This is a genomic window from Pseudomonas sp. NBRC 111131 (genome assembly GCF_001320525.1).
Classification (GTDB): domain Bacteria; phylum Pseudomonadota; class Gammaproteobacteria; order Pseudomonadales; family Pseudomonadaceae; genus Aquipseudomonas; species Aquipseudomonas ceruminis.
Genome location: NZ_BCBH01000001.1, coordinates 46,936 through 69,354, shown reverse-complemented (window position 1 = coordinate 69,354; position 22,419 = coordinate 46,936). Strand labels below are relative to the sequence as shown.

24 protein-coding genes are annotated in these 22,419 nt (G+C 63.8%); 11 read left to right on the top strand and 13 right to left on the bottom strand.

Annotation, left to right across the window (positions count from 1 at the left end; all coding sequences use genetic code 11):
- Positions 1-37 precede the first annotated feature (37 nt).
- Positions 38-2,641, top strand: coding sequence for an ATP-binding protein (locus APH34_RS00310; RefSeq protein ID WP_371263283.1), 2,604 nt, complete (start codon positions 38-40; stop codon positions 2,639-2,641).
- Here APH34_RS00310 and APH34_RS00305 read toward each other — a convergent pair.
- The gene (locus APH34_RS00305) at positions 2,626-4,581 is read right to left on the bottom strand and encodes a pilus assembly protein TadG-related protein (RefSeq protein WP_223849184.1); all 1,956 of its coding nucleotides are present in this window, start codon (positions 4,579-4,581) and stop codon (positions 2,626-2,628) included. The two genes, APH34_RS00310 and APH34_RS00305, sit on opposite strands and share 16 nt — an antisense overlap.
- 177 nt (positions 4,582-4,758) lie before the next feature.
- On the opposite strand from APH34_RS00305, the gene APH34_RS00300 reads away from it, so the two are divergent.
- On the top strand, positions 4,759-5,049 hold the full coding sequence (locus APH34_RS00300; RefSeq protein ID WP_054899179.1) for a DUF3509 domain-containing protein: 291 nt from the start codon (positions 4,759-4,761) through the stop codon (positions 5,047-5,049).
- 3 nt (positions 5,050-5,052) lie between these two features.
- On the opposite strand, the gene APH34_RS00295 is transcribed toward APH34_RS00300, so the two are convergent.
- Positions 5,053-5,523 (bottom strand): phosphate-starvation-inducible protein PsiE, encoded by a 471-nt coding sequence (locus APH34_RS00295; protein WP_054899178.1) that lies wholly within the window; start codon positions 5,521-5,523, stop codon positions 5,053-5,055.
- 227 nt (positions 5,524-5,750) lie between these two features.
- Here APH34_RS00295 and APH34_RS00290 point away from each other — a divergent pair, with 227 nt between their 5' ends.
- A complete protein-coding gene (locus APH34_RS00290) occupies positions 5,751-6,014 on the top strand; it encodes a YebG family protein (RefSeq protein ID WP_054899177.1) in 264 nt (87 codons plus the stop codon).
- Here the strand turns inward: APH34_RS00290 and APH34_RS00285 are convergent.
- Positions 6,003-7,022: a Glu/Leu/Phe/Val dehydrogenase dimerization domain-containing protein gene (locus APH34_RS00285; RefSeq protein WP_054899176.1), complete on the bottom strand. Its 1,020-nt coding sequence runs from the start codon at positions 7,020-7,022 to the stop codon at positions 6,003-6,005. The genes APH34_RS00290 and APH34_RS00285 overlap by 12 nt on opposite strands.
- Before the next feature lie 123 nt (positions 7,023-7,145).
- Between APH34_RS00285 and APH34_RS00280 the strand changes: the two genes are divergently transcribed.
- Positions 7,146-7,952 (top strand): SirB1 family protein, encoded by an 807-nt coding sequence (locus tag APH34_RS00280; RefSeq protein ID WP_054899175.1) that lies wholly within the window; start codon positions 7,146-7,148, stop codon positions 7,950-7,952.
- On the opposite strand, the gene maiA is transcribed toward APH34_RS00280, so the two are convergent.
- The 3 genes from maiA to hmgA are packed head-to-tail and all read right to left on the bottom strand — an operon-like array spanning position 7,946 to position 11,188.
- Positions 7,946-8,578 carry a maleylacetoacetate isomerase gene (gene maiA, locus APH34_RS00275; protein WP_054899174.1) on the bottom strand — a complete coding sequence of 211 codons (633 nt, stop codon included), beginning with the start codon at positions 8,576-8,578 and terminating at the stop codon, positions 7,946-7,948. The genes APH34_RS00280 and maiA overlap by 7 nt on opposite strands.
- A gap of 12 nt (positions 8,579-8,590) precedes the next feature.
- A complete protein-coding gene (fahA, locus tag APH34_RS00270) occupies positions 8,591-9,883 on the bottom strand; it encodes a fumarylacetoacetase (RefSeq protein WP_054899173.1) in 1,293 nt (430 codons plus the stop codon).
- 3 nt (positions 9,884-9,886) lie between these two features.
- Positions 9,887-11,188: a homogentisate 1,2-dioxygenase gene (hmgA, locus tag APH34_RS00265; protein WP_054899172.1), complete on the bottom strand. Its 1,302-nt coding sequence runs from the start codon at positions 11,186-11,188 to the stop codon at positions 9,887-9,889.
- A gap of 113 nt (positions 11,189-11,301) precedes the next feature.
- Between hmgA and APH34_RS00260 the strand changes: the two genes are divergently transcribed.
- Positions 11,302-12,084, top strand: a complete 783-nt coding sequence (locus APH34_RS00260; protein ID WP_054899171.1) for an IclR family transcriptional regulator — start codon at positions 11,302-11,304, stop codon at positions 12,082-12,084.
- A 272-nt stretch (positions 12,085-12,356) separates the two neighbouring features.
- Here the strand turns inward: APH34_RS00260 and APH34_RS00255 are convergent, their stop codons facing one another.
- The 4 genes from APH34_RS00255 to APH34_RS00240 all read right to left on the bottom strand — a co-directional run bounded on the left by APH34_RS00255 (position 12,357) and on the right by APH34_RS00240 (position 15,532).
- Positions 12,357-13,271, bottom strand: a complete 915-nt coding sequence (locus APH34_RS00255) for an SDR family oxidoreductase (RefSeq protein WP_054899505.1) — start codon at positions 13,269-13,271, stop codon at positions 12,357-12,359.
- Between the two features lie 116 nt (positions 13,272-13,387).
- Positions 13,388-14,293, bottom strand: a complete 906-nt coding sequence (locus tag APH34_RS00250) for an alpha/beta fold hydrolase (protein ID WP_054899170.1) — start codon at positions 14,291-14,293, stop codon at positions 13,388-13,390.
- 176 nt (positions 14,294-14,469) lie between these two features.
- Positions 14,470-15,156, bottom strand: a complete 687-nt coding sequence (locus APH34_RS00245; protein ID WP_054899169.1) for an LrgB family protein — start codon at positions 15,154-15,156, stop codon at positions 14,470-14,472.
- Positions 15,146-15,532 carry a CidA/LrgA family protein gene (locus APH34_RS00240; protein WP_054899168.1) on the bottom strand — a complete coding sequence of 129 codons (387 nt, stop codon included), beginning with the start codon at positions 15,530-15,532 and terminating at the stop codon, positions 15,146-15,148. The genes APH34_RS00245 and APH34_RS00240 overlap by 11 nt, the downstream gene beginning before the upstream one ends.
- Before the next feature lie 96 nt (positions 15,533-15,628).
- Between APH34_RS00240 and APH34_RS00235 the strand changes: the two genes are divergently transcribed.
- Positions 15,629-16,519, top strand: a complete 891-nt coding sequence (locus APH34_RS00235; protein WP_054899167.1) for a LysR family transcriptional regulator — start codon at positions 15,629-15,631, stop codon at positions 16,517-16,519.
- A gap of 63 nt (positions 16,520-16,582) precedes the next feature.
- Here the strand turns inward: APH34_RS00235 and APH34_RS00230 are convergent, their stop codons facing one another.
- Positions 16,583-17,038, bottom strand: coding sequence for a flavodoxin (locus APH34_RS00230; RefSeq protein WP_054899166.1), 456 nt, complete (start codon positions 17,036-17,038; stop codon positions 16,583-16,585).
- Positions 17,039-17,251: 213 nt separating this feature from the next.
- Here APH34_RS00230 and APH34_RS00225 point away from each other — a divergent pair, with 213 nt between their 5' ends.
- The 5 genes from APH34_RS00225 (at position 17,252) to APH34_RS00205 (ending at position 19,952) form a co-directional block, all read left to right on the top strand.
- A complete protein-coding gene (locus tag APH34_RS00225) occupies positions 17,252-17,863 on the top strand; it encodes a PilZ domain-containing protein (protein WP_054899165.1) in 612 nt (203 codons plus the stop codon).
- A gap of 117 nt (positions 17,864-17,980) precedes the next feature.
- Entirely contained in the window at positions 17,981-18,541 is a 561-nt protein-coding gene (locus APH34_RS00220; protein WP_054899164.1) for a hypothetical protein, read from the top strand.
- 77 nt (positions 18,542-18,618) lie between these two features.
- Complete coding sequence (gene folM / locus APH34_RS00215) at positions 18,619-19,311, top strand: dihydromonapterin reductase (protein WP_054899163.1); 693 nt, start codon at positions 18,619-18,621, stop codon at positions 19,309-19,311.
- Positions 19,312-19,321: 10 nt separating this feature from the next.
- Positions 19,322-19,618, top strand: a complete 297-nt coding sequence (locus tag APH34_RS00210) for a DUF1244 domain-containing protein (protein WP_054899162.1) — start codon at positions 19,322-19,324, stop codon at positions 19,616-19,618.
- Complete coding sequence (locus tag APH34_RS00205; protein ID WP_054899161.1) at positions 19,611-19,952, top strand: HopJ type III effector protein; 342 nt, start codon at positions 19,611-19,613, stop codon at positions 19,950-19,952. Before APH34_RS00210 ends, APH34_RS00205 begins: the two co-directional genes overlap by 8 nt.
- Positions 19,953-19,979: 27 nt before the next feature.
- On the opposite strand, the gene APH34_RS00200 is transcribed toward APH34_RS00205, so the two are convergent.
- Entirely contained in the window at positions 19,980-20,888 is a 909-nt protein-coding gene (locus tag APH34_RS00200; RefSeq protein WP_054899160.1) for an alpha/beta fold hydrolase, read from the bottom strand.
- A 156-nt stretch (positions 20,889-21,044) separates the two neighbouring features.
- Positions 21,045-22,256 carry an enoyl-ACP reductase FabV gene (gene fabV / locus APH34_RS00195; RefSeq protein WP_054899159.1) on the bottom strand — a complete coding sequence of 404 codons (1,212 nt, stop codon included), beginning with the start codon at positions 22,254-22,256 and terminating at the stop codon, positions 21,045-21,047.
- Positions 22,257-22,419 lie beyond the last annotated feature (163 nt).

Here is a 22,419-nt window from a genome sequence, read left to right as displayed (position 1 = left end):
CGGCCTGTTCGACCGCTGGCTGGGCAGCCATGCCGCCATGCCGATACCCCAGATGCCTCAGCCCGTCGGTCTGCAGGTATGGCTCAATGACCACGGGCAGGTGCTGCGCCTGTCCGGGCCTTTACGGACACTGCTGGCCGTGCCTGGCCAACCCCCCACCCAAGTGCACGACTACCTGCTGCGGCACAGCTGGGTGGTGCTGGAAGGCACGCCTGCCGACTGGCAAGGGCAGCCGCTGGACCTGGATTTTCGCACCGTGCTCGGTCACCCCCTGCATACCCGAGGCTGGCTGCAACGGCAGGCGGACGGCTGGATGCTGCAGCTGTTCGACATCGGCGACTTGCTGCGCGCTGGCGACACTCAGGACCACTGCCAGGCTCAGCGGCAGCTGGCCGCCGGCATAGGCCAGGCGCTGCGCGACTGCAGCGCAGAGCGGCTGGCGCAGACCACCAGCGAACAACTACAACGCCTGGCTACGCACTGGCAGGCGGGCTCGGTACGGCTGATGCTGGCGAGCGGGTCGGGCTGGCGCACGCATGCCTGCAGCAACAGCACCTGGCCCTGGGCCAATGACGAACGCTTGCACCCCTGGTTGCAGGCGCTCCCCGCCAGTTTCCAGCAGGTGGCAGCTGAGTCAATGCAGTTGCAGGCGCAGGGCGCCGGCCTGTCGATGTTCGTCCTGCCCTATAGCCACGGGCATGAGGTTCAGGCTTGGCTGCTCTGCGCCGGTGCGCCTGCGGTGCCTGCCCCTGAGCCGGCCACGGCACTGCTGCTAGCCTTGGCCGAGCCCTTGCTGACACGCCTTCGACAACACCAGTTGCAGCGGCGCACCCAAGACCTCGACGCCTTGCAGCAGCAGCTGGGCGCCGGCCGCTGGGAGTGGCCCTTGCAGGGGCCACTGCGGTTCGACCCAGCCTTGGCTGCAAGCCTTGGCCTGGACGCTGAGGCCAGCATCGAGCAGTGGCTGGCCCGCCTGCACCCAGCCGACCGCGAGGCCGCGCACATGGCGCTGGAGCAACTGTGCGATGGCGTTGCACTCAACCTGAACTTGCGCCTGCTGGCGCCTGACAACGTGGCCGGCCCACGCTGGCTGCACTGGGTCGGGCAACTGCAGGGCAGCCAGGCACAGGGTTTTCTGCTCGACATCAGCGCCCTGAAAGCCCAGGAGCTGCAAGCCGGCGCTGCCCGTGCCCGCCTGGAGAACCTGATCGCCAGTTCCCCGGCCGTGATCTATATCCAGCGCTACGCCGAAGGCGCGTTGCACACTGAGTTTTTCAGCGCCAGTCTGACGCCGATGCTCGGCTGGCCAAAAGACAGTGACCTGGCGCGTCAGCCGGGCCAGGCGGTCCATCCAGAGGACCGCGCGCTCTGGTTGGAAAGGACACGCAGCCTGCTGCGCGATGGCCATGTACGCAGCCGATACCGTCTGCGTGATCACCTGGGGGGCTACCACTGGGTGCTGGATGAGGCTCGCCTGCTGCGCAACGACCTCGGTCAGCCGGTCGAAGTCGTCGGCTTGTGGCTGGATGTGAGCGAGGCGACCGAAGCCGCCGAGCGCGTGCGCCAGAGCGAAGAGCGCTATCGAGTACTGGTGGAAGACTCGCCGGCGATGATCTGCCGCTACCGCCCGGACCTGACCCTGCTGTTCGGCAACCAGCCGCTTGCCGAACAGTTGGAGTGTACGCCGCAGCAACTGACCGAGATGAACCTGGGCCAATGGATGTCTGAGAGCCAGCGCCTGGCGTTCCTGCAGCGCCTTGCGGCGCTGACCCCGGACCAGCCGTTGAGCAGCGCGGAGATCTGCCTGCAACTCCCGGGGCGCCAGCATGCCTGGTGGGTGTGGGCCGACCGCGGGCTGTTCGATGACCAGGGCAAGCTGCTGGAAGTGCAAGCGGTGGGCCGCGACAACACCCAGGTACGGCACAGCCAGCAGCAACTGCTGCAAGGGGCCAAGATGGCCACGCTCGGTGAGTTGGCGACTGGGCTGGTGCATGAGATCAATCAGCCGCTGAACGTGATGCGTTTGGCCGTGGCCAATACCCTGAAGCGCCTGGAAAGCGGCATGGCCGATATCGAGTACCTGACCAGCAAGCTGCAGCGCATCGACGCCCAGGTTGAGCGCGCCGCCCGGCTGGTCGAGCATATGCGCGCCTACGGGCGGCGCTCCGAGGTCGAACGCCAGGCGTTCGCCGCCTGGGTTGCGGTGGACGGCGCGGTGGCGCTGCTGGCTGAAGGCCTGCGCGGCAAGGGCGTCGCGTTGCAGATCGAGGAGCCCGACGATTGTCCGGAAGTGCTTGGCCATGAGGACCAGCTGGAGCAGGTACTGATCAACCTGATGGTCAACGCCCGCGACGCCCTGCTCGAACGGCAGGTTAACCGCCCCCTGATCCAGGTATCCCAGCGAATCGAAGACGGGCGGCTGTGCTTGCGGGTGCAAGACAACGCCGGAGGGATCGACCCGCGCCTGCTCGATCGCATCTTCGAACCCTTCTTCACCACCAAGCCCGCAGGCGTTGGCACCGGGCTCGGGCTCTCGGTTAGCCACGGTATCGTCCAAGCCATGGGCGGCCGCCTGGAAGCGATGAACAACAGTGATGGCGCCTGCTTCCAGGTCGTCCTGCCGGTCTACAGCATCAGCTGAGCGCGGCCACCGGAACAACTGAGGTTGGCGCCCACCTCGGCATTGACCAGGTCGATGCCGAGCACTTTCAACAATACGTTCAGCAGCGGGTCGATCAGCGGGCTGAGCAACCCTTTGATCAACGGGTCGATAATGCCCCTGACCGTACCGAGCACACTGTCGGCCAGGACCAGCAGCTGACCGAGGCCGCTATTGCCGGTGGGTTTGTAGGCCTGTAGCTGGATGCCAAGCAATGTGTCACTGAGGCTGCCGACCACGTTGTCGTTGATTGTGCGCATGTTCATGTAGGCCGACGGCTGGCCGATGTTGGGTGGCATGCTCCCGGGGGCCTGGAAGACCAGCGGCTGCTCCACCGGACCACTGCCGAGCAGCTTGCTGTCGACTCGCACACCCAGGCCACCACCGGCAAAGGGCACACGCGGATCGCACGTCCCGAGGATCAACAGCTTGGTACAGCGTTTGGTACCGATATCAATCAACGGCAGCGCCTTGACTGCGGTAGTCCCGCTGGTGAAGAACGCATCGGGGGAGTCGAAACGCCCCACCGCAAGCTTGGCTGCAGAGCTCTGCGCGCGGGTCGTAAGGCGTTTGGGCGAACAACTGAACGTGTCGGGCGCCTGCGGGTTGAGACGCGTAGTGGCTTCGGCGACCTCCAGGCCGATATCCAGTTGTAGCTTGTCGGGAACCAGCACGATATCGCTGACGGTGCAGGGCACGCCTAGCAAGCAGAAAACAGACTCCAGTGTGGAAGCGAGGTTGAGGCTGAGCAGGTTATTAAGCACATTGGTCAGTGGCGAGGCCAGGTCGAGCACCGCGTTGACCAGCCCGAAAATACCGCTGAGCAATGGTAGATCGAGTGAAATCATCGCCCGCACCTGGGCGGTGTGGACCCGCAGTTCATCGGTCCGCGGGTCCCCCACCGACGAGATCTGCTGCGGCTCGATCACCTTCAGGCGGACCCGGCCGTTGACCAGCCCGAGCACGCTGATGGGCAGGTCGACATTGGCGGCGCTTTCGCTGGCCGCCAGCTGTATTACCCCCTGCACCAGTTGCAGCAACTGGATGCTGGCATCCAGGCCAGCCTGGGCGGTACCGTTCTGGATGTCGAGAATCTCACCCAGGTGCAGCAATGTGCTGTTGCCAGCCCCCAATGCGATCTTGCCCAGGTTGGTCACCACATCGGCTGCGGCACCGCTTTGCTGCAGCACCTTGACCGCCGCCTGCAACAGTTGCGTGGCAGTGGCATCGGCCTTGAGCAGTTGCTGGTAATCACCGACCTTCAGCTTCAGGTCGACGGCGAGTTGGTCGAGGTAGCTGAGCAACTTGAGGTCGGTGGCGGCGATGCCTTTCCAGCCCGCCAGGTCGAGCTGCACGCTGCCGCCCAGCGCACTGAGCAAGGCATTGAGCAGCACCGACTGGCGCGAATCGACGGTGGCCAGGGTCGTGCGGATGCTCAGCATGGCCTGTGGCGGCAAGGGTTTGGACGCCACGGCGTGGGCATGCAAGGTGGTGGTCAGCGGCACCCCGCCCCCTTGCGCCAAGGTGTAGATGCCGGCGGCGAAACTGGTGGTGACCGTGTTGCTGACATCGACCCTGATCGCTTCGCTGCGGCTATTGTCGTTGGTAAAGCTGCGTAGGCTCTGGGCCCCGGTCTGCAGGTAACCGCAACTGGCCACCAGCGGGTTGCCTGGCGCGTGGCCATTACGGGTGGCGGCATTGCGGGCGATGGCCGTGGCCTGCGGCCCATTGCCAGTACACACTGCATACCGGCCTGCCGCTTCCAGTGCAGCCATGTCGGCGATGCGTTGCAACTTGCGTTGCTCAAGGTAAAGACGGCCGCTGTCGACCGCCACCAGCAGAAACAGCAAGGCCATGGCCAAGGTGGTCACGGCCATCAGGCCGATCGCGCCCCGTTGCCGGGCAGCAGAAGAACGAACCACGGGCACTCCTTTGCAGGCCTTTGGCCAAGCATCGCCGCTGCGATGACAGGAGTGTAGCTACAGTGATGGCCATTTGCCTTGAGGCGTGATCATTTTCATTGCTGCCGATCAGCGGCCCTGAACCAATCGGCCTGGGGTTGAGTCAACCCCTGCAATCCTTCACTGCAGATACCGACCATGCACAACCCCTTCGAGCAGATCAGCGCCGCCTTCGCCCCCGAATACCGGATCAACCTGAGCATCGAACGCCTGGACGGCAGCATCATGCTGACCCTGTCCGACGACGCGGGCGTGGTGGCCAAGCGGCTGATCAGCCAGGCCCAGCGCAACGACCCGGCGCGGCTGCAGCGGGTGATCGACAGCATCCGCCTGGGCCTGGCCATCGAACGGGGGCAGAACCCCTTGCAGGTACTTGCCGCCCTGACCCGCGACCCGCGCCATCAGCCGCGACACTTCATTGCCAACTGAGGGCTACTTGCCCTCCTCCACTTCCTTGCCGTTGGCGTCCAGCACCTTGGTCGAAGGGTAGCGATACGACGCGTAGCGCACCACCAGGATGGAGAACGCCAGCAACAGGATGCCGCCGCACAGGTACAACAGCCCCTCGTCCGGCGCCTTGTGGTGCGAGACATCGCCGATCAGCAGGCGCGTCAGCGCGGTGATCGCCACGTACAGCAGAAAGCGGATTGGCATATGGTTGGTCTTGAAGTAGATCCCGACCATCGCCCCCAGCTCCAGGTAGATGAACAGCAACAGAATGTCATCGACGCTGACCCCACCCTTGCCAAGCATGTCCAGGAACGTCATCACCGCCGCATAGGCGGTAATTGCGCCGATGCCGAACAGCGCCAGGTAATGAAACGCTTCGACGCACAGATTGCCCAGCGAATCGGCTGAGCCATGCAGGCCTTTGCGCAGCTTTTCCGCCCATTTGATGTTCACGATGTCCCACTCCCCGATACGCCCTGAAGGATGATGCGTCACGCCTGTGACACTTGTGCCATGCAGTTAAAGGGCCAGGCCCCTGCGTTGGAAGGCGGCCGATTGCCGCAAGGCACCTGTGGGCAGGCTTTTTTACGGCAAGGGTTGCGCCTGGGGTGTCATTGCCATTACTGTATATGGATACAGTAATTGTTCACTTAACCGCAAAAAAGGCACAGAGGTGATGAATGGCCGTCGAAGTGGTGTACCGCAGCAGCCGCGACCCGGAGCGCTTGTTCATGGATAAGGCCGAAGCAGATCGTCACGACAAGATGCTCGAACTGGCCGAGCGCCTGGCCGAGGTGCTGCACAAGGCGGTACCTTCGCTGACCGAACAGCAGGTCGAAGAGGCTGGCATTTACATGGCAAAGAACCGCGATGTGTTTGCCCGCGCGTTCAAAAGCCAGCCAGATGCATTGGCCGAACTGCTCGAAGGCGCCTCAGCCGTATAACAACCGCTCCGCCAGCATCTGCGCCACACGTGCCGGCGAGCGTTTCTCGGCCTGGGCATGGGCGAACACTTCGGTCAGCCGGGTCGGTATGCGCGCCAGGTGCGCAGTGATGGTCCCCAGTTCTTCACCCCGGTGCTTCATCGCCACGTAGATCAACCCGCCCGCATTGATCACATAGTCCGGTGCGTAAAGAATGCCGCGCGACTCCAGCTGGTCTGCCACCTGCAAGGTGGTCAGCTGGTTGTTCGCAGCGCCAGCGACCGCCGCGCAACGCAGCTGCATCACGGTCTGCCCGTTGAGCACAGGGCCCACGCCACAAGGCGCAAAAATATCGCAGGGTGTACTGAGCAGCGCGTCGTTGGTAACCGGGTGGGCATTGAACTGCTCTACGGCCAGGCGCACGCGCCCCGGGTCCAGGTCGCTCACCAGCAACTCAGCCCCAGCTGCGTGCAACTGCTCGGCCAAGGCGTAGCCGACATTCCCCAGCCCTTGCACCGCCACCCGCAAACCTTCGAGATTGCCGCTGCCCAAGCGCGCCCGCGACGTGGCTCGGATGCCCGCGAACACGCCCATGGCCGCATGCGGCGATGGGTCGCCCGAGGCAGTGGTACTGGTCACGTGGGGCGTGCTTTGTGCGATGCAGTCCATGTCCAGCGTGGAGGTTCCGCTGTCCACGGCGATGATGAAGCGCCCATGCAGGGTATCGATGAACCGGCCGAACGCTTCGAACAAGGCCGCGCGGTTTTCCACATGGGGGTTACGCATGATCACGGCCTTGCCGCCACCCAACGGCAACCCAGCCAGTGCTGCCTTGTAGCTCATGCCTTGAGCCAGGCGGATGGCGTCCGCCATGGCACTTTCGTCATCGGCATAAGGCAGGTAGCGGCACCCCCCCATTGCCGGGCCCAGGGTTTGGCTGTGAATCGCCACCACCGCCTTCAGGCCAGTTGGCGGGTCGACAAACAGGTGCAACGACTGGGTACGGGTGCTTTGCATCAGCGCGAACATCGACGGGCTCCCCAACGAGGTGCTCCTACCAGTATAGGCAGCCCCTCACGCACCAAGCTATCACCGGACCACTGGACGAATCACCGGGCCAGGGCTAATACTCAAGCGAAGTGGAGAAGCCCCATGAACCCACGCCAAGCCTGCCTGGCCTGCCTGGAACGCGAGCCTGTCGCCCTGCTGGAAGCCGCCCTGTGGATAGCCGCCGAGCATGATCGAAAGGTCGAGCCCGCAGCGAGTTTTGCCACACTGCACAACCTGCAAGCTGAAATCAGTGCCAGCCTGCCGATGCTGCCTTTGAGCGAACTGGCCCAGCCGCTGCTGCGCCAGTTGAATGCGTTGGGGTTTCAGCAGGACGAATATCACCCCTTGCGCCCACAGGCGGCACTGCTGGACAAGGTCCTGCAGCGCCGCCGTGGCCAGCCGCTCGCGCTGGCCATCCTCACCCTGGAACTCGCCCAGCGCCTGTCGATCCCGTTGGAAGGGGTGGCATTCCCTGGCCACTTCCTGTTGCGCGTACCCGGCGCCGACCACCTGCTCGACCCTTGCGGCGGCCGGCGTCTGTACCCCAACGACTGCCGCGAGCTGCTTGCCCGCCAGTTCGGCCCCCAGGTCCCGCTCACCGCCGAGCACCTGCGTACGGCAAGCCCTGCGCAGATGCTGCAACGCCTGTCCCGTAACCTGCGCCAGTTGCACATGAGCAATGACAACCACCTCGCCGCCCTGATCGACGCTGAACGGGTCATGCAACTTGGCCCGGTGCAGGTCAGCGACTACATGACGCGCGCCTCGCTGTATCAACAGCTCGATTGCCCGCAGGCCGAGCGTTTCGACCTGGAGCATGCCCTGCTGTTGAGCGACGACCCGGTGCAACGCCTGAAGCTTTCCGAGCGCATCGGCAAGCTACCGGCAGCCAACCGTTCGATTCACTGAGCCGGCGTATCCACCTGGCACGACGGATGCGCCTTGGCAAAGGCCGGGTGCTCGGCGGCAAGCGCCGCAACCCGACGAATACGCGGGTAACCGCCCAGGTCGAGGTTGAAACGCTCGGCGGCATACAGCTGCGGTATCAGGTAGACATCCGCCAGCCCAGGCGCGTCGCCAAAGCAGTAGCCGCGTTCACCGATCAATTGTTCCACGGCCGCCAGGCCCTGGCCGACCCAATGGGCAATCCACTGGTTGACCTGCCCCTCGTCATGGCCCAGCTGACGCAGTTGGTTGAGCACACTGACGTTGTGCAGCGGATGAACATCGCAACCGATGATCGCCGCCACGCCACGGACCTGGGCCCGCGCCTCGGCACCCGCTGGCAACAGCGCAGGCTGTGGATAAACCTCTTCCAGGTATTCGATGATCGCCGGGGACTGCACCAGTAGCTGACCGCCATCGGTGCGCAAGGCCGGCACGCGGCCTTGCGGATTCACCGCGACGTAAGCGCTGCCGCGCTGCTCCCCTTGGAGCAGGTTGACCGGCAGGGCCTGGTATTCCAGGCCCTTGAGCGCCAAGGCGATACGCACCCGGTATGAGGAGGTGGAACGGTAGTAGGTGTACAGGTCCATGGCGCTGCTCCCTCAGTTGGCCGCGACGACCTTGCCGCGGCATTCACCAAAGCCGATGCTCGCCACCCCCTCTCGCTGGCAACGGGCACGCAGGATGACCTCATCGCCGTCCTCGAGGAACGTGCGCACCTCGCCGCTGGCCAGTTCCACGGGCTGTTTGCCGCCCACAGTGGTTTCCAGCAGGCTGCCATAGGCGTCAGGCGTGGGGCCGGACAGCGTGCCACTACCGAACAGGTCGCCTGGCTGCAACTGGCAGCCGTTGACGCTGTGGTGGGCGATCAACTGCGCCACGGTCCAGTACATGTTCAAGGTATTGCTCAGGGCCAGGCGGTGGGGCGGCAGGCCTTGCTCACGCATGCGTTCGGTGAGCAGCAACACTTCCAGCTCGATATCGAACGCGCCAGTGGCCTGGTCACGCGCGTCCAGCAGGTACGGCAACGGCTGCGGGTCACCTGCCGGCCGCGCGGGTTGCGCGCAGCGGAATGGCTCCAGTGCCTCGGCGGTCACCACCCAAGGCGAAAGCGTGGTGATGAAACTCTTCGACAGGAACGGGCCCAATGGCTGGTACTCCCAGGCCTGGATGTCCCGCGCCGACCAGTCGTTGAGCAAACACAGGCCTGCCAGGTGCTGCTCGGCTTCGCCAATGGCAATGGCCTGCCCCATCTCGTTGCCCTGGCCGATCCAGATGCCCAACTCAAGCTCGTAGTCCAGCCGCGCACACGGGCCGAAGCTGGGTTCGCTGTGACCTGCAGGCAGCGTCTGGCCCTTGGGACGGCGAACATCGGTACCTGAAGGACGTAAGGTCGAAGCACGGCCGTGATAACCGATCGGCACATACTTGTAGTTGGGGAGCAGGGGGTTGTCGGGGCGGAACAGCTTGCCGACGTTGGTGGCGTGTTCGATGCCCACGTAGAAGTCGGTGTAATCACCGACCTTGGCGGGCAGGTGTAGCTGGCAGTCACTGGCCGGATACAGCGCAGCCTCCAGCGTGGCCTGGTGTTCGCTGTGCTCACCCAGCAGCGCCAGTAACCGCTCGCGCAGGGCCACGCGGGCCTTGCGACCCAGCGCGAAGAAGGCGTTCAGCGCCCCGCCACGGGTGGCCTCCACGGCGGCCTTGGCCTGGCCATCGAACAGGCCTGCAGCCAACACGGCCTCCAGGTCGAGAATGGCATCACCGATGGCCACACCACAACGCAGCGCTTCACCCGGACGGCTGAAGATGCCCAGCGGCAGGTTCTGCAGCGGGAAGTCGCGGTGCCCATTGGCATGCTCTACCCAACTACGGGTAATGGCGGTCTGGTTCATGGGTTATCTCCGGTTCGGGTTGAAGGTGCTCGGCAGCGTGGCCCAGCAACTGTCGTAATCGGCCTGCAATTGCGGGCTTTCGAGGGCTTCGCTGCTCGGGCGCAGCACCTGGCTGGTCTCGAACATGAACGCCATGGTGTTGTCGATCTTGTGCGGCGCCAACTCGGCGGCGATGGCCTTTTCGCACGTCTCGGCATCAGGCCCGTGGGCGCTCATCACACCGTGCAACGACGCGCCGCCAGGCAGGAAACCTTCGGCCTTGGCGTCGTAGGCACCGCTGATCAGGCCCATGAACTCGTTCATCAGGTTGCGGTGGAACCATGGCGGACGGAAGGTATTCTCGGCCACCATCCAGCGCGGTGGGAAAATCACGAAGTCCATGTTGGCCAGGCCGTGCACGCTCGTTGGCGAGGTCAGCACGGTGAAAATCGACGGGTCGGGGTGATCGAAGCTGACCGTACCAAGGGTATTGAAGCGGCGCAGGTCGTATTTGTAGGGCACGTTGCTGCCGTGCCAGGCAACCACGTCCAACGGCGAATGCTGCAGCTCGCAGGCCCAGTGCTCGCCGAGGAACTTCTGCACCAGTTGCACCGGCCCTTCAGCCTCTTCGTAGTGCGCAACGGGCGTGAGGAAGTCACGCGGGTTGGCCAGGCCGTTGCTGCCGATCGGCCCCAGGTCGGGCAGGCGCAGTGGCGCGCCGTGGTTTTCGGCGATATAGCCGCGAGCGTGGCCCTCGGGCAGTTCGACGCGAAACTTCATGCCACGGGGTATCACGGCAATCTCCAGCGGCTCGACCTCCATCACGCCCAGTTCGCTGGCGATGCGCAGGCGGCCCTGCTCCGGCACCAGCAGCAACTCGCCGTCGGCATTGAAAAACACCCGGTCCATGGAGCGATTGGCGCAGTAGATGTAGATGCTGACCCCCGCTGGCTTTTGCGCCGCCGAGTTAGCCACCATCGGCCGCCAACCCTCGATGAAATCGGTTGGCTCGCTGGGGATCGGTTGGGGGCTCCAGCGCAGGCGATTAGGGGTGATCTCACCCAGCGGCCCCGTCAGCGGCTGACGGGCCAGGCGCTCGAATCGCGGGTGCAAGGCCGAGGGGCGGATGCGATACAACCAGGTACGGCGCAGTTCGCTGCGGGCCATGGTGAACGCCGTACCCGACAGTAGCTCGGCGTACAGCCCGTAAGGGGCCTTCTGCGGTGAGTTCTGCCCGACAGGCAGCGCGCCGGGCAATGCTTCACTGGCGAATTCGTTGCCGAAACCGCTCAGGTAGTGAAGGTCGGGGGACGGGTCGCGGTTCATCGAAGCCTCCGGATTTTGTTTTTATCGTAATCTGATTACGAATAACGTAATTTGCTCCCTGCAAGGCGTCAAGCTATAAAGGCGCGACCTGCACATTCGGAAGTTGCCCAACCATGGCCAAAGCCAGCTCCCCCACCGACAACGGCAAACAGAAGGTCCGCTCGGCGGAAGTCGGCACCGACATTCTCAAGGCCCTTGCCGAGCTGTCCCCGTCCACCCCGCTGTCGCGCCTGGCAGAACACGTGCAGATGCCGGCAAGCAAGGTGCACCGTTACCTGCAGGCGCTGATCGCCAGTGGCTTTGCCGAGCAGGATGCCGCCACCAACCATTACGGGCTTGGCCGTGAAGCATTGCGGGTGGGGCTGGCAGCGCTGGGTAGCATCGACGTGCTGAAAGTGGCAGCGCTGCCGCTGTCGCAGCTGCGCGATGAACTCAATGAAAGCTGCTTTATCGCCGTGTGGGGTAACCAGGGCGCAACCGTGGTGAGCATCGAGCCTGCGGTCCGTGCCGTCACGGTAGTGACGCAGATCGGCTCGGTGCTGCCGCTGCTCAGTTCCTCCACCGGGCTGGTATTCGCCGCCTACTTGCCTGAGCGCGAGACCGTGGACCTGCGCGACCGTGAACTGGCCGCGCTGCAGCACAGCGCCAGCGACTACGAGGTATTGCTTGCCGGGATCCGCGAGCGTGGGCTGCACCATGTGCACGGGCTGCTGATGCCGGGCGTGGATGCGCTATCAGCGCCGGTGTTCAATGCCATGGGGCAGATCGCGGCAGTGATGACCGTTGTAGGGCCGACGTCGATCTTCCACGCCGATGAGCATGGCCCTGCGGCGCGGCGCTTGCTGGCAGCAGCGAAGGACACCAGCTGGCGCATGGGCTATTCGCCGACAGCCTGATGAGTGAACCCGGCACTGTTGCCTGAAACGTAAAGGTGAATGTCAGTTGGGGCTATTTTTCCTACCGGATCAAGCCCTTATTCTTAACTCACTGGCCGGCATGAAGGGCTCTACCCCCCGCCTTTCAGGCCCGCGAGGTTCACCGACGTAGATTTTGAAGCTCCTTGATCTAACGTCTCGATTGGCCGCTGCGTTTGCAGCGGCTTTTTTTATGGGTGAACCATTCTGGTATCGGTATGGCCCGCAAGCCGGCCAACACAGACCACGAAAAATCACCCCAGCGGGTACCTCTGCAAGTTCGCCATCATTTGCTGCAGCGCCTGCAAGCTGTCTTGCGGATGCACTGCCTCGGCAAAATCACCGATCTGCGCCCAGCTGTCGGCCACCTGCTCCGGGGTAACCCCTTCACGGGGGTCGAAGCCCACCCCGAGGCTGCGCTCCCAACGCACCTTGCCTATCCAGCCCCCACCCACCTCGAACAATTGACCGCTGTCCTGGCACTGCTCGCTGCCCAGGTACACCACCAAGGGGCTGACCAGTTCAGGCTTGAGACGCTCGAACACCTGTGGCGGAATCAGCCCCTCGGTCATGCGCGTACCACCCGTTGGCGCAATGGCATTGACCAGCACACCATGCCTGCGCCCTTCGATGGCCAAGGTACGGGTCAAACCGTACAACCCCAGCTTGGCCATGCCGTAGTTGGCCTGGCCGAAGTTGCCATAGATGCCCGATGTCGAGGCCGTGAAGATCACCCTGCCCCAGTTCTGCTCGCGCAAATGCGGCCAGGCTGCACGGGTCACCTTGTACGCACCTTCGACGTGGACCTGATACACCTGGTCCCAGTCGCTGTCGTCCATCTTGTGGAATGTCTTGTCGCGCAGGATGCCGGCGTTGTTCACCAACACATCGACCCGGCCAAAACTGTCCATGGCCTGTTCGACGATGCGCGCGCCGTCGCTGACCGAATCATGGCTGGCCACTGCCGCCCCCCCAGCGGCACGAATCTGGGCCACCACCCGATCGGCTGCCGAAGCGCTGGCACCTTCGCCGTGGGTCGACCCTCCGAGGTCATTGACCACCACCTTGGCGCCCCGGGCGGCAAACAGCAGCGCATGGGCGCGCCCCAGGCCGCCACCGGCCCCTGTGACAATCACCACACGGTCTTGCAGACGTACCGGCTCGCTCATGCTCATGGCTCCCGCTCAGGTTGGACACGCTCGAGTGTCCGCCAGCCCCTGCCAGCGGACAATCAAGCTCGCCCAGGCTGAATGCCAGGCAATAAACCAGGAAGATGCCAGCCAGGTCAGGACCAGGCGACTTTCTGCGGCAGGTAACTCAGCAAGTGTTCGCGAAAGGCCAGGTAATGACGCAGTACCTGTACCGGCGCTTCGGTATGCGGGTAATGGCCAATGCCTTGCAGTTGCACGGTATCCGGGTTGGGCACCAACTGCCGATAGCGCTCTACCATGCGCGCACCAGACAGCGGGTCGACGGTCCCATTGATGAAGCGCAGGGGCACGCCTTCGCGTTGCAGGGCGCCTACCCAACGCTCGCGGTGCATCCTGCGCTCAGTCACGAAACCGACCAGCTTGTGCAGGATGCGGGTGCCGCCATTGGCAGCGATCAGGCTCCAGCAGTCATCCAGCGCGCTTTCACTGGGATGGGTGCAGGGCCCGTAGACGTGGGTGACATTGCGCACCAGGTCGTCGCGCCCGAACGAGCGCGCCACCAGCCACCCCAGGCGGCTGAGCAGCAGTTTCTGGATTAGCAACACATGGCAACTTTCGGGGAACAAGCCACTGTTGAGGAACACACAACTGGCGAGCGATGCACGGTCTTCGTGGTGCCGGCACAGCAACTCCTGCGCCACGCTGCCGCCGTAGTCGTGCGACAGCAGGTGCACGGGCTGGTCGACCTTGAGGTGGGCAAGCAACGCCTGTTGCAGGTCGGCTTGCTCCATCAGGTTGTAAGCGTGGTTGAGCGGCTTGGCCGAATCACCAAAGCCCAGCATGTCGCAGGCGATGACCCGGAAACGCTGGGCCAGCGGCGCCCACAGGTAGTGCCAATCCCAACTGGCAGTGGGGAATCCATGCAACAGCAGCAGGGGCTCTCCTTGCCCTGCGGTCCAGTAGCGGATGCTCTGGCCCCGGAATGAAAAACTCTGAGCCCGGGTACGCCAGACGCACAATGGTATCTCGGCCAAAGGCATCAGAATCGTCCCGGTGAATAACGGTTGAGGGTATAGGGCAAGGCTGCGGTCATTGCATGTCACCTCGGCACTTACATGTGCTCTCTATGTCGAGGCTGAGTCTAGTCAGCACCCAAACCGGTGAAACTTGCGTTGCCAGCCAGCTTGATGACCGAGCGAGTCAGTGGCACGAACGGTCACAGTACCAGCGTCAGCAGGGGGGCGGCGAACAGGTTGAGCAGGCCGGTGAGGACCATGACCAGACCGGCAACCGAGCCTTCTTCGCGCCCCACTTCCTGGGCACGGCTGACCCCCGCGCCATGCGCGCCAACGCCGAACAGCGCGCCGCGCGCCAGCGGTGTACGCAACGGTAACCAGCGCAGCAGCACACCCCCGAACATGGCGCCCAGCACACCGGTGAACATCACGAACACTGCCGTCAGCTCCGGTACCCCGCCCAAGTCATGGGCCAGCGGCATGGCGAACGGCGTGGTGATCGAACGAGGCACCAGCGACAGGCTGATCGCGTTATCCAGCGCCAGCAGATGAGCCAGCCCCCAGGAGCTGGCGATGGAGGCCGCACTGCCGGCCACCATCCCGACCAACAGTGCCGGCCAGTGCCGGGCCAGCATTGCGCGCTGTTGCCAGATCGGTACCGCGAACGCCACGGTGACCGGGCCCAGCACGCTCATCAGCCAATGTGTGTTGCGGGCGTATTCGGCATAGGCGGTGTGCAACGGTACTGCCACTGCCAACAACAGTGCGGGAACCAGGATCAACGGCGACATCAGGTAACGCCCGGTACGCCGGTACAGCCAGCGGCTGCCCAGGTACGCCAACAGCGTCAGCGCCAGCCAGAACAGGGGCATGGGTTCAAGGCTCATGGCGCAGCCTCCAGCGGCACACCAGCTCCACGGTCAGGGCGGTCACCACCATGACCATCAGTGTGCTCACGGCAATCACCAACAGGATGCGCCAGCCTTCGTCGCGCACCAGGCTGCCGTAATCGAGCAGACTCATCAGGGCCGGGATGAAGAACAGCAGCATCTCGGCCATGAGCCAGCCGGCGCCCAATTGCAACGTAGCCGGTTTGATCACCCCGCAGGCGAACAGCAGCAACAGCAGCGCCAGGCCCATGACGCCGCCGGGGATCGGCCAGCCGAGCCAGTCGGCCAACTGGCCGCCGAACAAGAACAATGCAAGCAAGACCGCCAGCTCCACGAGCAGGCGCAAGGGCTTTTTCAATAACGCGGGTTTCATGGGGGTGTCCTCAACAGGCCTTCATTTTAAGAGCGGGCTGCCTAGGCCAGAAGCGAATTGTTAGACTTGCCTCCATTCCATAATGGAATTGTGAACATGGAATTCAAACAGCTGCGCAGCTTCATCGAAGTGGTCCACCGCGGGGGCTTCACCCAGGCCGCGCAGACCTTGCACATCAGCCAGTCTGCCGTGAGCAAACAGGTCGCCCAGCTTGAGCAAGATGTGGGCCAGCTCTTGCTCGAGCGCCAGGCTTCGCACCTGCACCTGACCGCAGCGGGGCGTATCGTGCTGGAACGGGGCGAAGCATTGCTGCGCCAGCGCCAAGCGTTGCTCAGCGAACTGGACGACCTCAGCCATATGGCGCGTGGTGAACTGCGCCTGGGCTTGCCGATGCTGGGTAGCGATGCCCTGTTCGCCGGTTTGTTCGCCGAGTACCGTCGGCGACACCCGAACATTTCCATCCAGTTGCTCGAGGGGGGCAGCCGCAGCGTCGAGCAGGCTGTGCACAGCGGCGAACTGGAGCTGGGCGGCAGCCTCACGCCCAGTGACCCGGCGTTCGAATACCAGCCGTTCTGCAATGAGCCTCTGGACGCCATGTTGCCCACCGGGCATGAGCTGGCAGGCAAGCAGCAGGTGGCTCTGGGCGAGTTGGCCGCCACCCCCTTTCTGCTTTACCAACGCAGCTTCGTGCTCAATGACCGGTTGCTCAAGGCGTGCCAGCAGCAGGGTTTCACCCCGAAGGAAGGTGGCCGCAGTGGCCAAGCGGACTTTCTGGTCGCCTTGGTGGCGGCAGGCCAGGGCGTGGTGCTATTGCCACAGGTGGTAGCCAGGGCACTGGAACGCCCCGGGGTGGTGCGTCTGCCCTTGAGCGCGCCAGATTACCTGCGGTGGGACATTGCCTTCATCTGGCGGCGCGGGGCCTATTTATCACGCGCCGCCCAAGCCTGGCTGGAATTGGTGCGGACGGGGCCGGCCGGCCAGCAATGAGCCGCTCATGCCGGCCTCTTCGCGGGTGAACCCGCTTGCACAAGGCGCAGGGTTCAGGATGCCTCAGGCCTTGAGGGCCTGGGCAAACGCTGCCAACCACGGCTCGGCGTCGGCCTCTGGGGTCACGGTTTCGCTGGCATCGAGCTGCAGCATCGGTTGCACCTCACGCACACCCAGTTCGGCAAACAGCTCGCGCATCTGCTCGCCACCGCCACAGTAGGTATCGCCATAGCTGGAGTCGCCCAAGGCAATCACCGCACCTGGCAGGCCACGCCAGGCAGCGGGCAGCGTGTCACGCAGGGCGCTGTACAGCGGCATGAGGTTGTCCGGCAGCTCGCCCATGCCAGTGGTCGACGTCACCGCGAGCAAGGCATCAGGGGCGAAACCTTCGAGGTCCTGCTGGGTGGCACGGGCAGCGTGCCAGGCTTGCAAGCCTGCGGCCTTGAGCAGCGCTTCGGCATGGCGGGCGACTTCTTCGGCGGTGCCGTACACCGAGCCGGAAATAATGGCGACTTTCATCAGGAAGAGGATTCCGAAACTGACTGAAAACGTAGGATACTAGCATTCGGCGCTGGCAAAAGGCCGCCTATACCAACGTCCGCTTTTCGCTCCACGACCGAACATGATCAACGCGCAACTGCACGCTCGTCGGAATTCCAACAAGCGCACCTGAACCAAGCGCCCCAGGCACGGTCCATCCCGTTGAAGAAATCGCTACCTCCGAGTTCGATCATGCAAGCCGATGCGCTCCTGACCCAGGATGAGCTGGAATTCATCCAGAACATGCAGCATTCCCCGCAACTGAACCTGGCTGATCCCACGTCCAGCCTGCTGGTCAATGGCGACCCCGATATTCAGTCCCTGCTTACCCGCCTGGTGGCCAGCAAGCAGGTCACCTTGCAGGCACAGTTCAACAACCAGCAGATCAGCTTCCCGCTGCAGTTGGTAGAGGACGAATTCCACGCCGTACACCTGCAGATCGGCTCACCGGAAATCTACGAAGACGGCCCCGCGCAGCGCGCCTGGCGCCTGTCGATGGACCAGCCAAGCGCACTGCTGAACGCACAAGGTCACGCCAGTGGCCTGTTGGTCCGCGATATTTCCTTCAAAGGCGCGTTGGTGGAAATACGCGGCCCGTCGGAGGCCCCTGCGCGTTTTGACCTGCGCTTTGCGCCGGGCGGCATTGCGCCGATCGAACTGCACGGCAGGCTTCGCCGACGCATCGGCCCAGACCTGGCCGCCTACGACCTCAGCCGCAGCCCGGCCGATGAAATCGAGCGCTTGCGCCAATACATCCTACGGGCCCATCGCCAGGCCCATCCAGAGCTGCACGCGCAGCCGTAGACCCAGCGCTGGGCCAAACGCGCCCGATTCTTGCATGTGCACTTGCGTCGCCCACCACCCCGGGCCACGCAAACCAGGGGCCAGCTACCCGCCAGCCCCGCCGTCAGGAGATACACGATGTCTACCCCACCCGTCACCTTGATGGTGTCGCGGCGCGCCGCCCATGGCCGCTTCCAGGACTTGCTGGCCTGGCTTCACGAAGGCGAGCAGCTGGCCACCGACTTCCCCGGCTACCTGGGCTCGGGCATCCTCGCGCCACCCCACGATGGCGATGAATTCCAGATCATCTTCCGTTTCAGCGACGAACCCACCCTGCACGCATGGGAGCATTCCGCCTCGCGGCGCGCCTGGCTGCAGCGCGGCAACGGCCTGTTCGAACGCCCCAAAGAGAGGCGCGTCAGCGGCATTGACGACTGGTTTGGCACCAATAGAGTGCAAAAACCGCCGCGCTGGAAGCAAGCCGTGGCCATCTGGCTAGCTTTTTTCCCTGTGTCGCTGCTGTTCAATGCCGTGTTCGGCCACTGGTTGGCGCCGCTGGAACTGATACCGCGCGTAATGCTCAGCACCCTGGCCCTGACGCCGGTCATGGTCTACCTGTTCATCCCCCTCTCCACCCGCCTGCTGGCCAACTGGCTGCACCCCTCGCCGCGTACCGGCGCCGCCCTGCGCAGCCGCTGAGGCCAGGCCATACAACTGCGAAACAGTTCGGGTATGCTGGGCGGCAACGACAGGACAGACAAGTTGACCGCCCGCACATGAATAGCCCAATTCTCGTTACCGGAGCCAGCCAGCGCGTCGGCCTGGCCCTGGCCCTTGAACTGGCACAGGCCGGCCATACCGTGGTCAGTGCCAGCCGCAGCCTTCAGCCGCAGCCTGCTCACCCCAATATCGTGCAGTTTCAGGCCGACTTGTGCCTGGCAGCCGACCGCCAGGCCTTGATCGACTACCTCCAGCAGCACTACGACGGGCTGCGCGCAATCATCCACAACGCCTCGCTGTGGCTCGACGACGGCCTCGATAACCTCGACACCATGTTCCGCCTGCACGTGGAGGCGCCTTACCACCTCAACCTGGCCCTGGGCGACCTGCTGGCCAAGGTCGGCAAGGCCGACATCATCCATATCTGCGATGAAACCTCCTCGCGGGGCAGCAAGAGCCATATCGGCTATGCCGCGACCAAGGCCGCCCTGCAGAACATGGTGCTGTCGTTCGCCGAGAAATATGCGCCCAAGGTACACGTCAACGGTATCCTGCCTGGCTTGTTGATCCTCAAGGAAGGGGGTGACGAAGCGTACCGTCAGCAGACCCTCAAAAAGGCCCTGCTGGAATTCGAACCCGGCGCCGCGCCACTGATCGAGACCGTGAAGTACCTGCTCGCCAGCCAGTACAGTACCGGTAGCCAGGTGGTCATCAACGGTGGCCGCCACCTGAAGAACCGCATGACCTGAGAGAACGCCCATGACTGAGCAACAACAGCTCGAACTCGAAGCCGCCGCCTTCCGGCGCCTGGTCGATCACCTGCAACAGCGCACCGATGTGCAGAACATCGACCTGATGAACCTCTCCGGCTTCTGCCGCAACTGCCTGTCCAAGTGGTACAAGGCTGCCGCCGACGAGCGCCAGGTCGACATCAGCCTGGATGACGCCCGCGAGGCGGTGTACGGCATGCCCTACGCCGAGTGGAAAGCCCAATACCAGAAAGAAGCCAGCGCCGACCAGCAAGCGGCGTTTGAAAAAGGAAAACCTCGTGACTGATCTGAACACCCTGCGCGCCAGCCTGGCCAGCGGCGAACACGCGTTTGCCGACACCCTGGCGTTCATCACTGCCCACTACAGCTACCAGCCCCAGGCCTTTCGCAACGGAGGCGTGGAAAACGCCGCCGGGCAGAACGAAGGCTCGTGCAAGACCCTGGGCCTGGCTCTGCTGGAAGGCCTGAGCGACCAGGAGGCCTTGCTGGCCTTCGGTGAGCACTACCGCGATGTGGTGGCCACGCCTGAGGGCACGGACCACGGCAATATCCGTGCGTTGATCCAGCACGGCCTGGCCGGGGTCCAGTTCGCCGGCCAGCCGCTGCAACGCCTGGCCTGAACGCCAGTGGGCCGCTGAGCGGCCCACTCACCTGATGAGCCGTGTTTCCCACGGCTTTGGCACCTCGCCTCGCTGCAACCACTGCAGTGCAATCGGCCACAGGCTGTCGCGGAACCGGTCATGGAAAAACGCGAAATGGCCAATGTCATCGACCGAGATATCCACAGGCGCAATCCGCAGATGCAGCCGCTCGGCACCTTGCAGATACCCTAGCAATCGCTCTGTCGCCGCTACGGTGCCAAACGGGTCATCGGTGAGGCTGATTGCCAGCGTCGCTGCCCGCACCTGTGCAAAGGGCACCCTCTGCAACCTGCGCCCGCTGGGTCGATGCTCATAGCGCGGGGTACGGGTAGTCCAGTCATGCACGACACCGGCAGGGGTGTCTTCCATCCAGCCCAGGCGCTTGCCCGGGAAGTAACCGAATACCCGGGTCAGCAACGGCATCACCACGTGCCATTTACCGAACAGCCGCCAACGCTGATCGGCGGCGTAGTCGCGCCAGTAGGCAAACTGCGCACCGACCATCACCACCCGTCTGACCTGCCCAGCAGAAGGCGCCAGCCCCACGGCGCAACCGCCGAAGCTGTGGCCAACGACATCCACGGGCTGCCCAGGAAACGCCTGGACGGCGTAGGCCAGCATGGCTTCGAAATCCAGCTGGCCCCAGTCGCTCCAGGAGGCCTGGAAACCGCGCAGTTCAGGCGGCCGCGATTCGCCGATGCCACGGTAGTCATAGGTCAGTACGTCGCAGCCCTGGGCGAACAGGTAGTCGGCAAAGCGCGAGTAATAACGGCAGCGCACGGACGTGGCGGCGTTGATGATCACCAGCGGGCGTTGGGGGTTGGCCTGGGCATGACGCCAGTAGAAGCCGCCGAGGCTGTAGCCGTCGACTGTGGTGTGGCGCAGAGGTGTGGCGGGCTGGGTGAGGCTGCTCATGGCGCGCTTTCCTGTTGTTGTGCGCCAACGCTAGCAAAAAAACTTTGGTCTGTACCGGCCGCTTCGCGGGGCAGGTCCGCTTCGACAGGTTTTGGCAGCGCCTACTTCCTGTATGGGCGTGGGCTTGCCCCGCGAAGGGGCAAGCCCAGGTGCACCTTACAGCTCGATGCAGTCGAACTTCACATCGGTCGCTACGTCTTCGTCGTAGTTGACATCAGCGCGCTCGAAGCCGAACAGGTTGAGGAACTGCTTCTTGTAACCGGCGTAGTCGGTCAGCTCGAACAGGTTCTCGGTGGTCACGGCTGGCCACAGGGCCTTGCAGGCGCCTTGCACGTCGTCACGCAGCTCCCAGTCGTCCAGGCGCAGGCGGCCTTTCTCGTCGACCTCGGCAGGCTGGCCATCGGCACGGAACATACGCTCACGGAACATGCGGTCGAGCTGGTCCTGGGTGCCTTCGTGAACGCCCTTCTCCTGCATGATCTTGAAGACCATGGACAGGTACAGCGGCATGACCGGGATGGCCGAACTGGCCTGGGTCACCACCGACTTGAGCACCGCCACGTTGGCGCCGCCTTTCACGTCACTGGCCAGTTTCTGGTTCAGGCGCAACGCGGTTTCGTCCAGGTCCTGCTTGGCCCGGCCCAGGGCACCGTGCCAGTAGATCGGCCAGGTGATGTCGCTACCGATGTAGCTGAATGCCACGGTGCGCGCGCCTTCGGCCAGCACATCGGCGCCAGCCAGGGCGTCGATCCACAGCTGCCAGTCCTGGCCCCCCATGACGGTGACGGTGTCGGCGATTTCCTGCTCGGTGGCCGGCTCGATGCTGGCCTCGATGATGGTGTCCTTGTTGGTGTCGATGGCGGTCGACTTGTACGGCTCGCCGATCGGCTTGAGCGCAGAGCGGATCAGCTCACCGGTCTGCGGCAGCTTGCGCACGGGCGAGGCCAGCGAATAGATGACCAGGTCGACCTTGCCGCCCATTTCGTTCTTGATCAGCTCGATGACCTTGGCGCGGGCTTCGTCGGAGAAGGCGTCACCATTGATCGATTTGCTGTACAGGCCTTCGGCCTTGGCGAACTTGTCGAACGCTGCAGCGTTGTACCAGCCGGCAGTACCGGCCTTGGTTTCAGTGCCTGGTTTTTCGAAGAAAACACCCAGGGTGTCGGCCTTGAAGCCGAACGCCGCAGTGATGCGTGCAGCCAGGCCGTAGCCGCTGGATGCGCCAATGACCAGGACCTTCTTGGGGCCATCCTCGCGCACGCCCAGCTTGCGGGTGGCTTCGATCTGGTCACGGACGTTGAGCTCGCAGCCCTTCGGGTGAGTCGTGGTGCAGATGAAACCGCGAACCTTAGGATGAATGATGGCCAATGTCTGTACCTCGTCAGGTTTATGCCGGGAAGCGCCGCCTTGGGCGATTCCAATTGATCAGAGGGTGAGACTACCCCCACAGGTTATCCGACACATATTACGGGGTGATTGGAGGGATGCAAAACGGCCATGGCCGGTTTCGCTGTTTGCCGCCGGGGCCGGT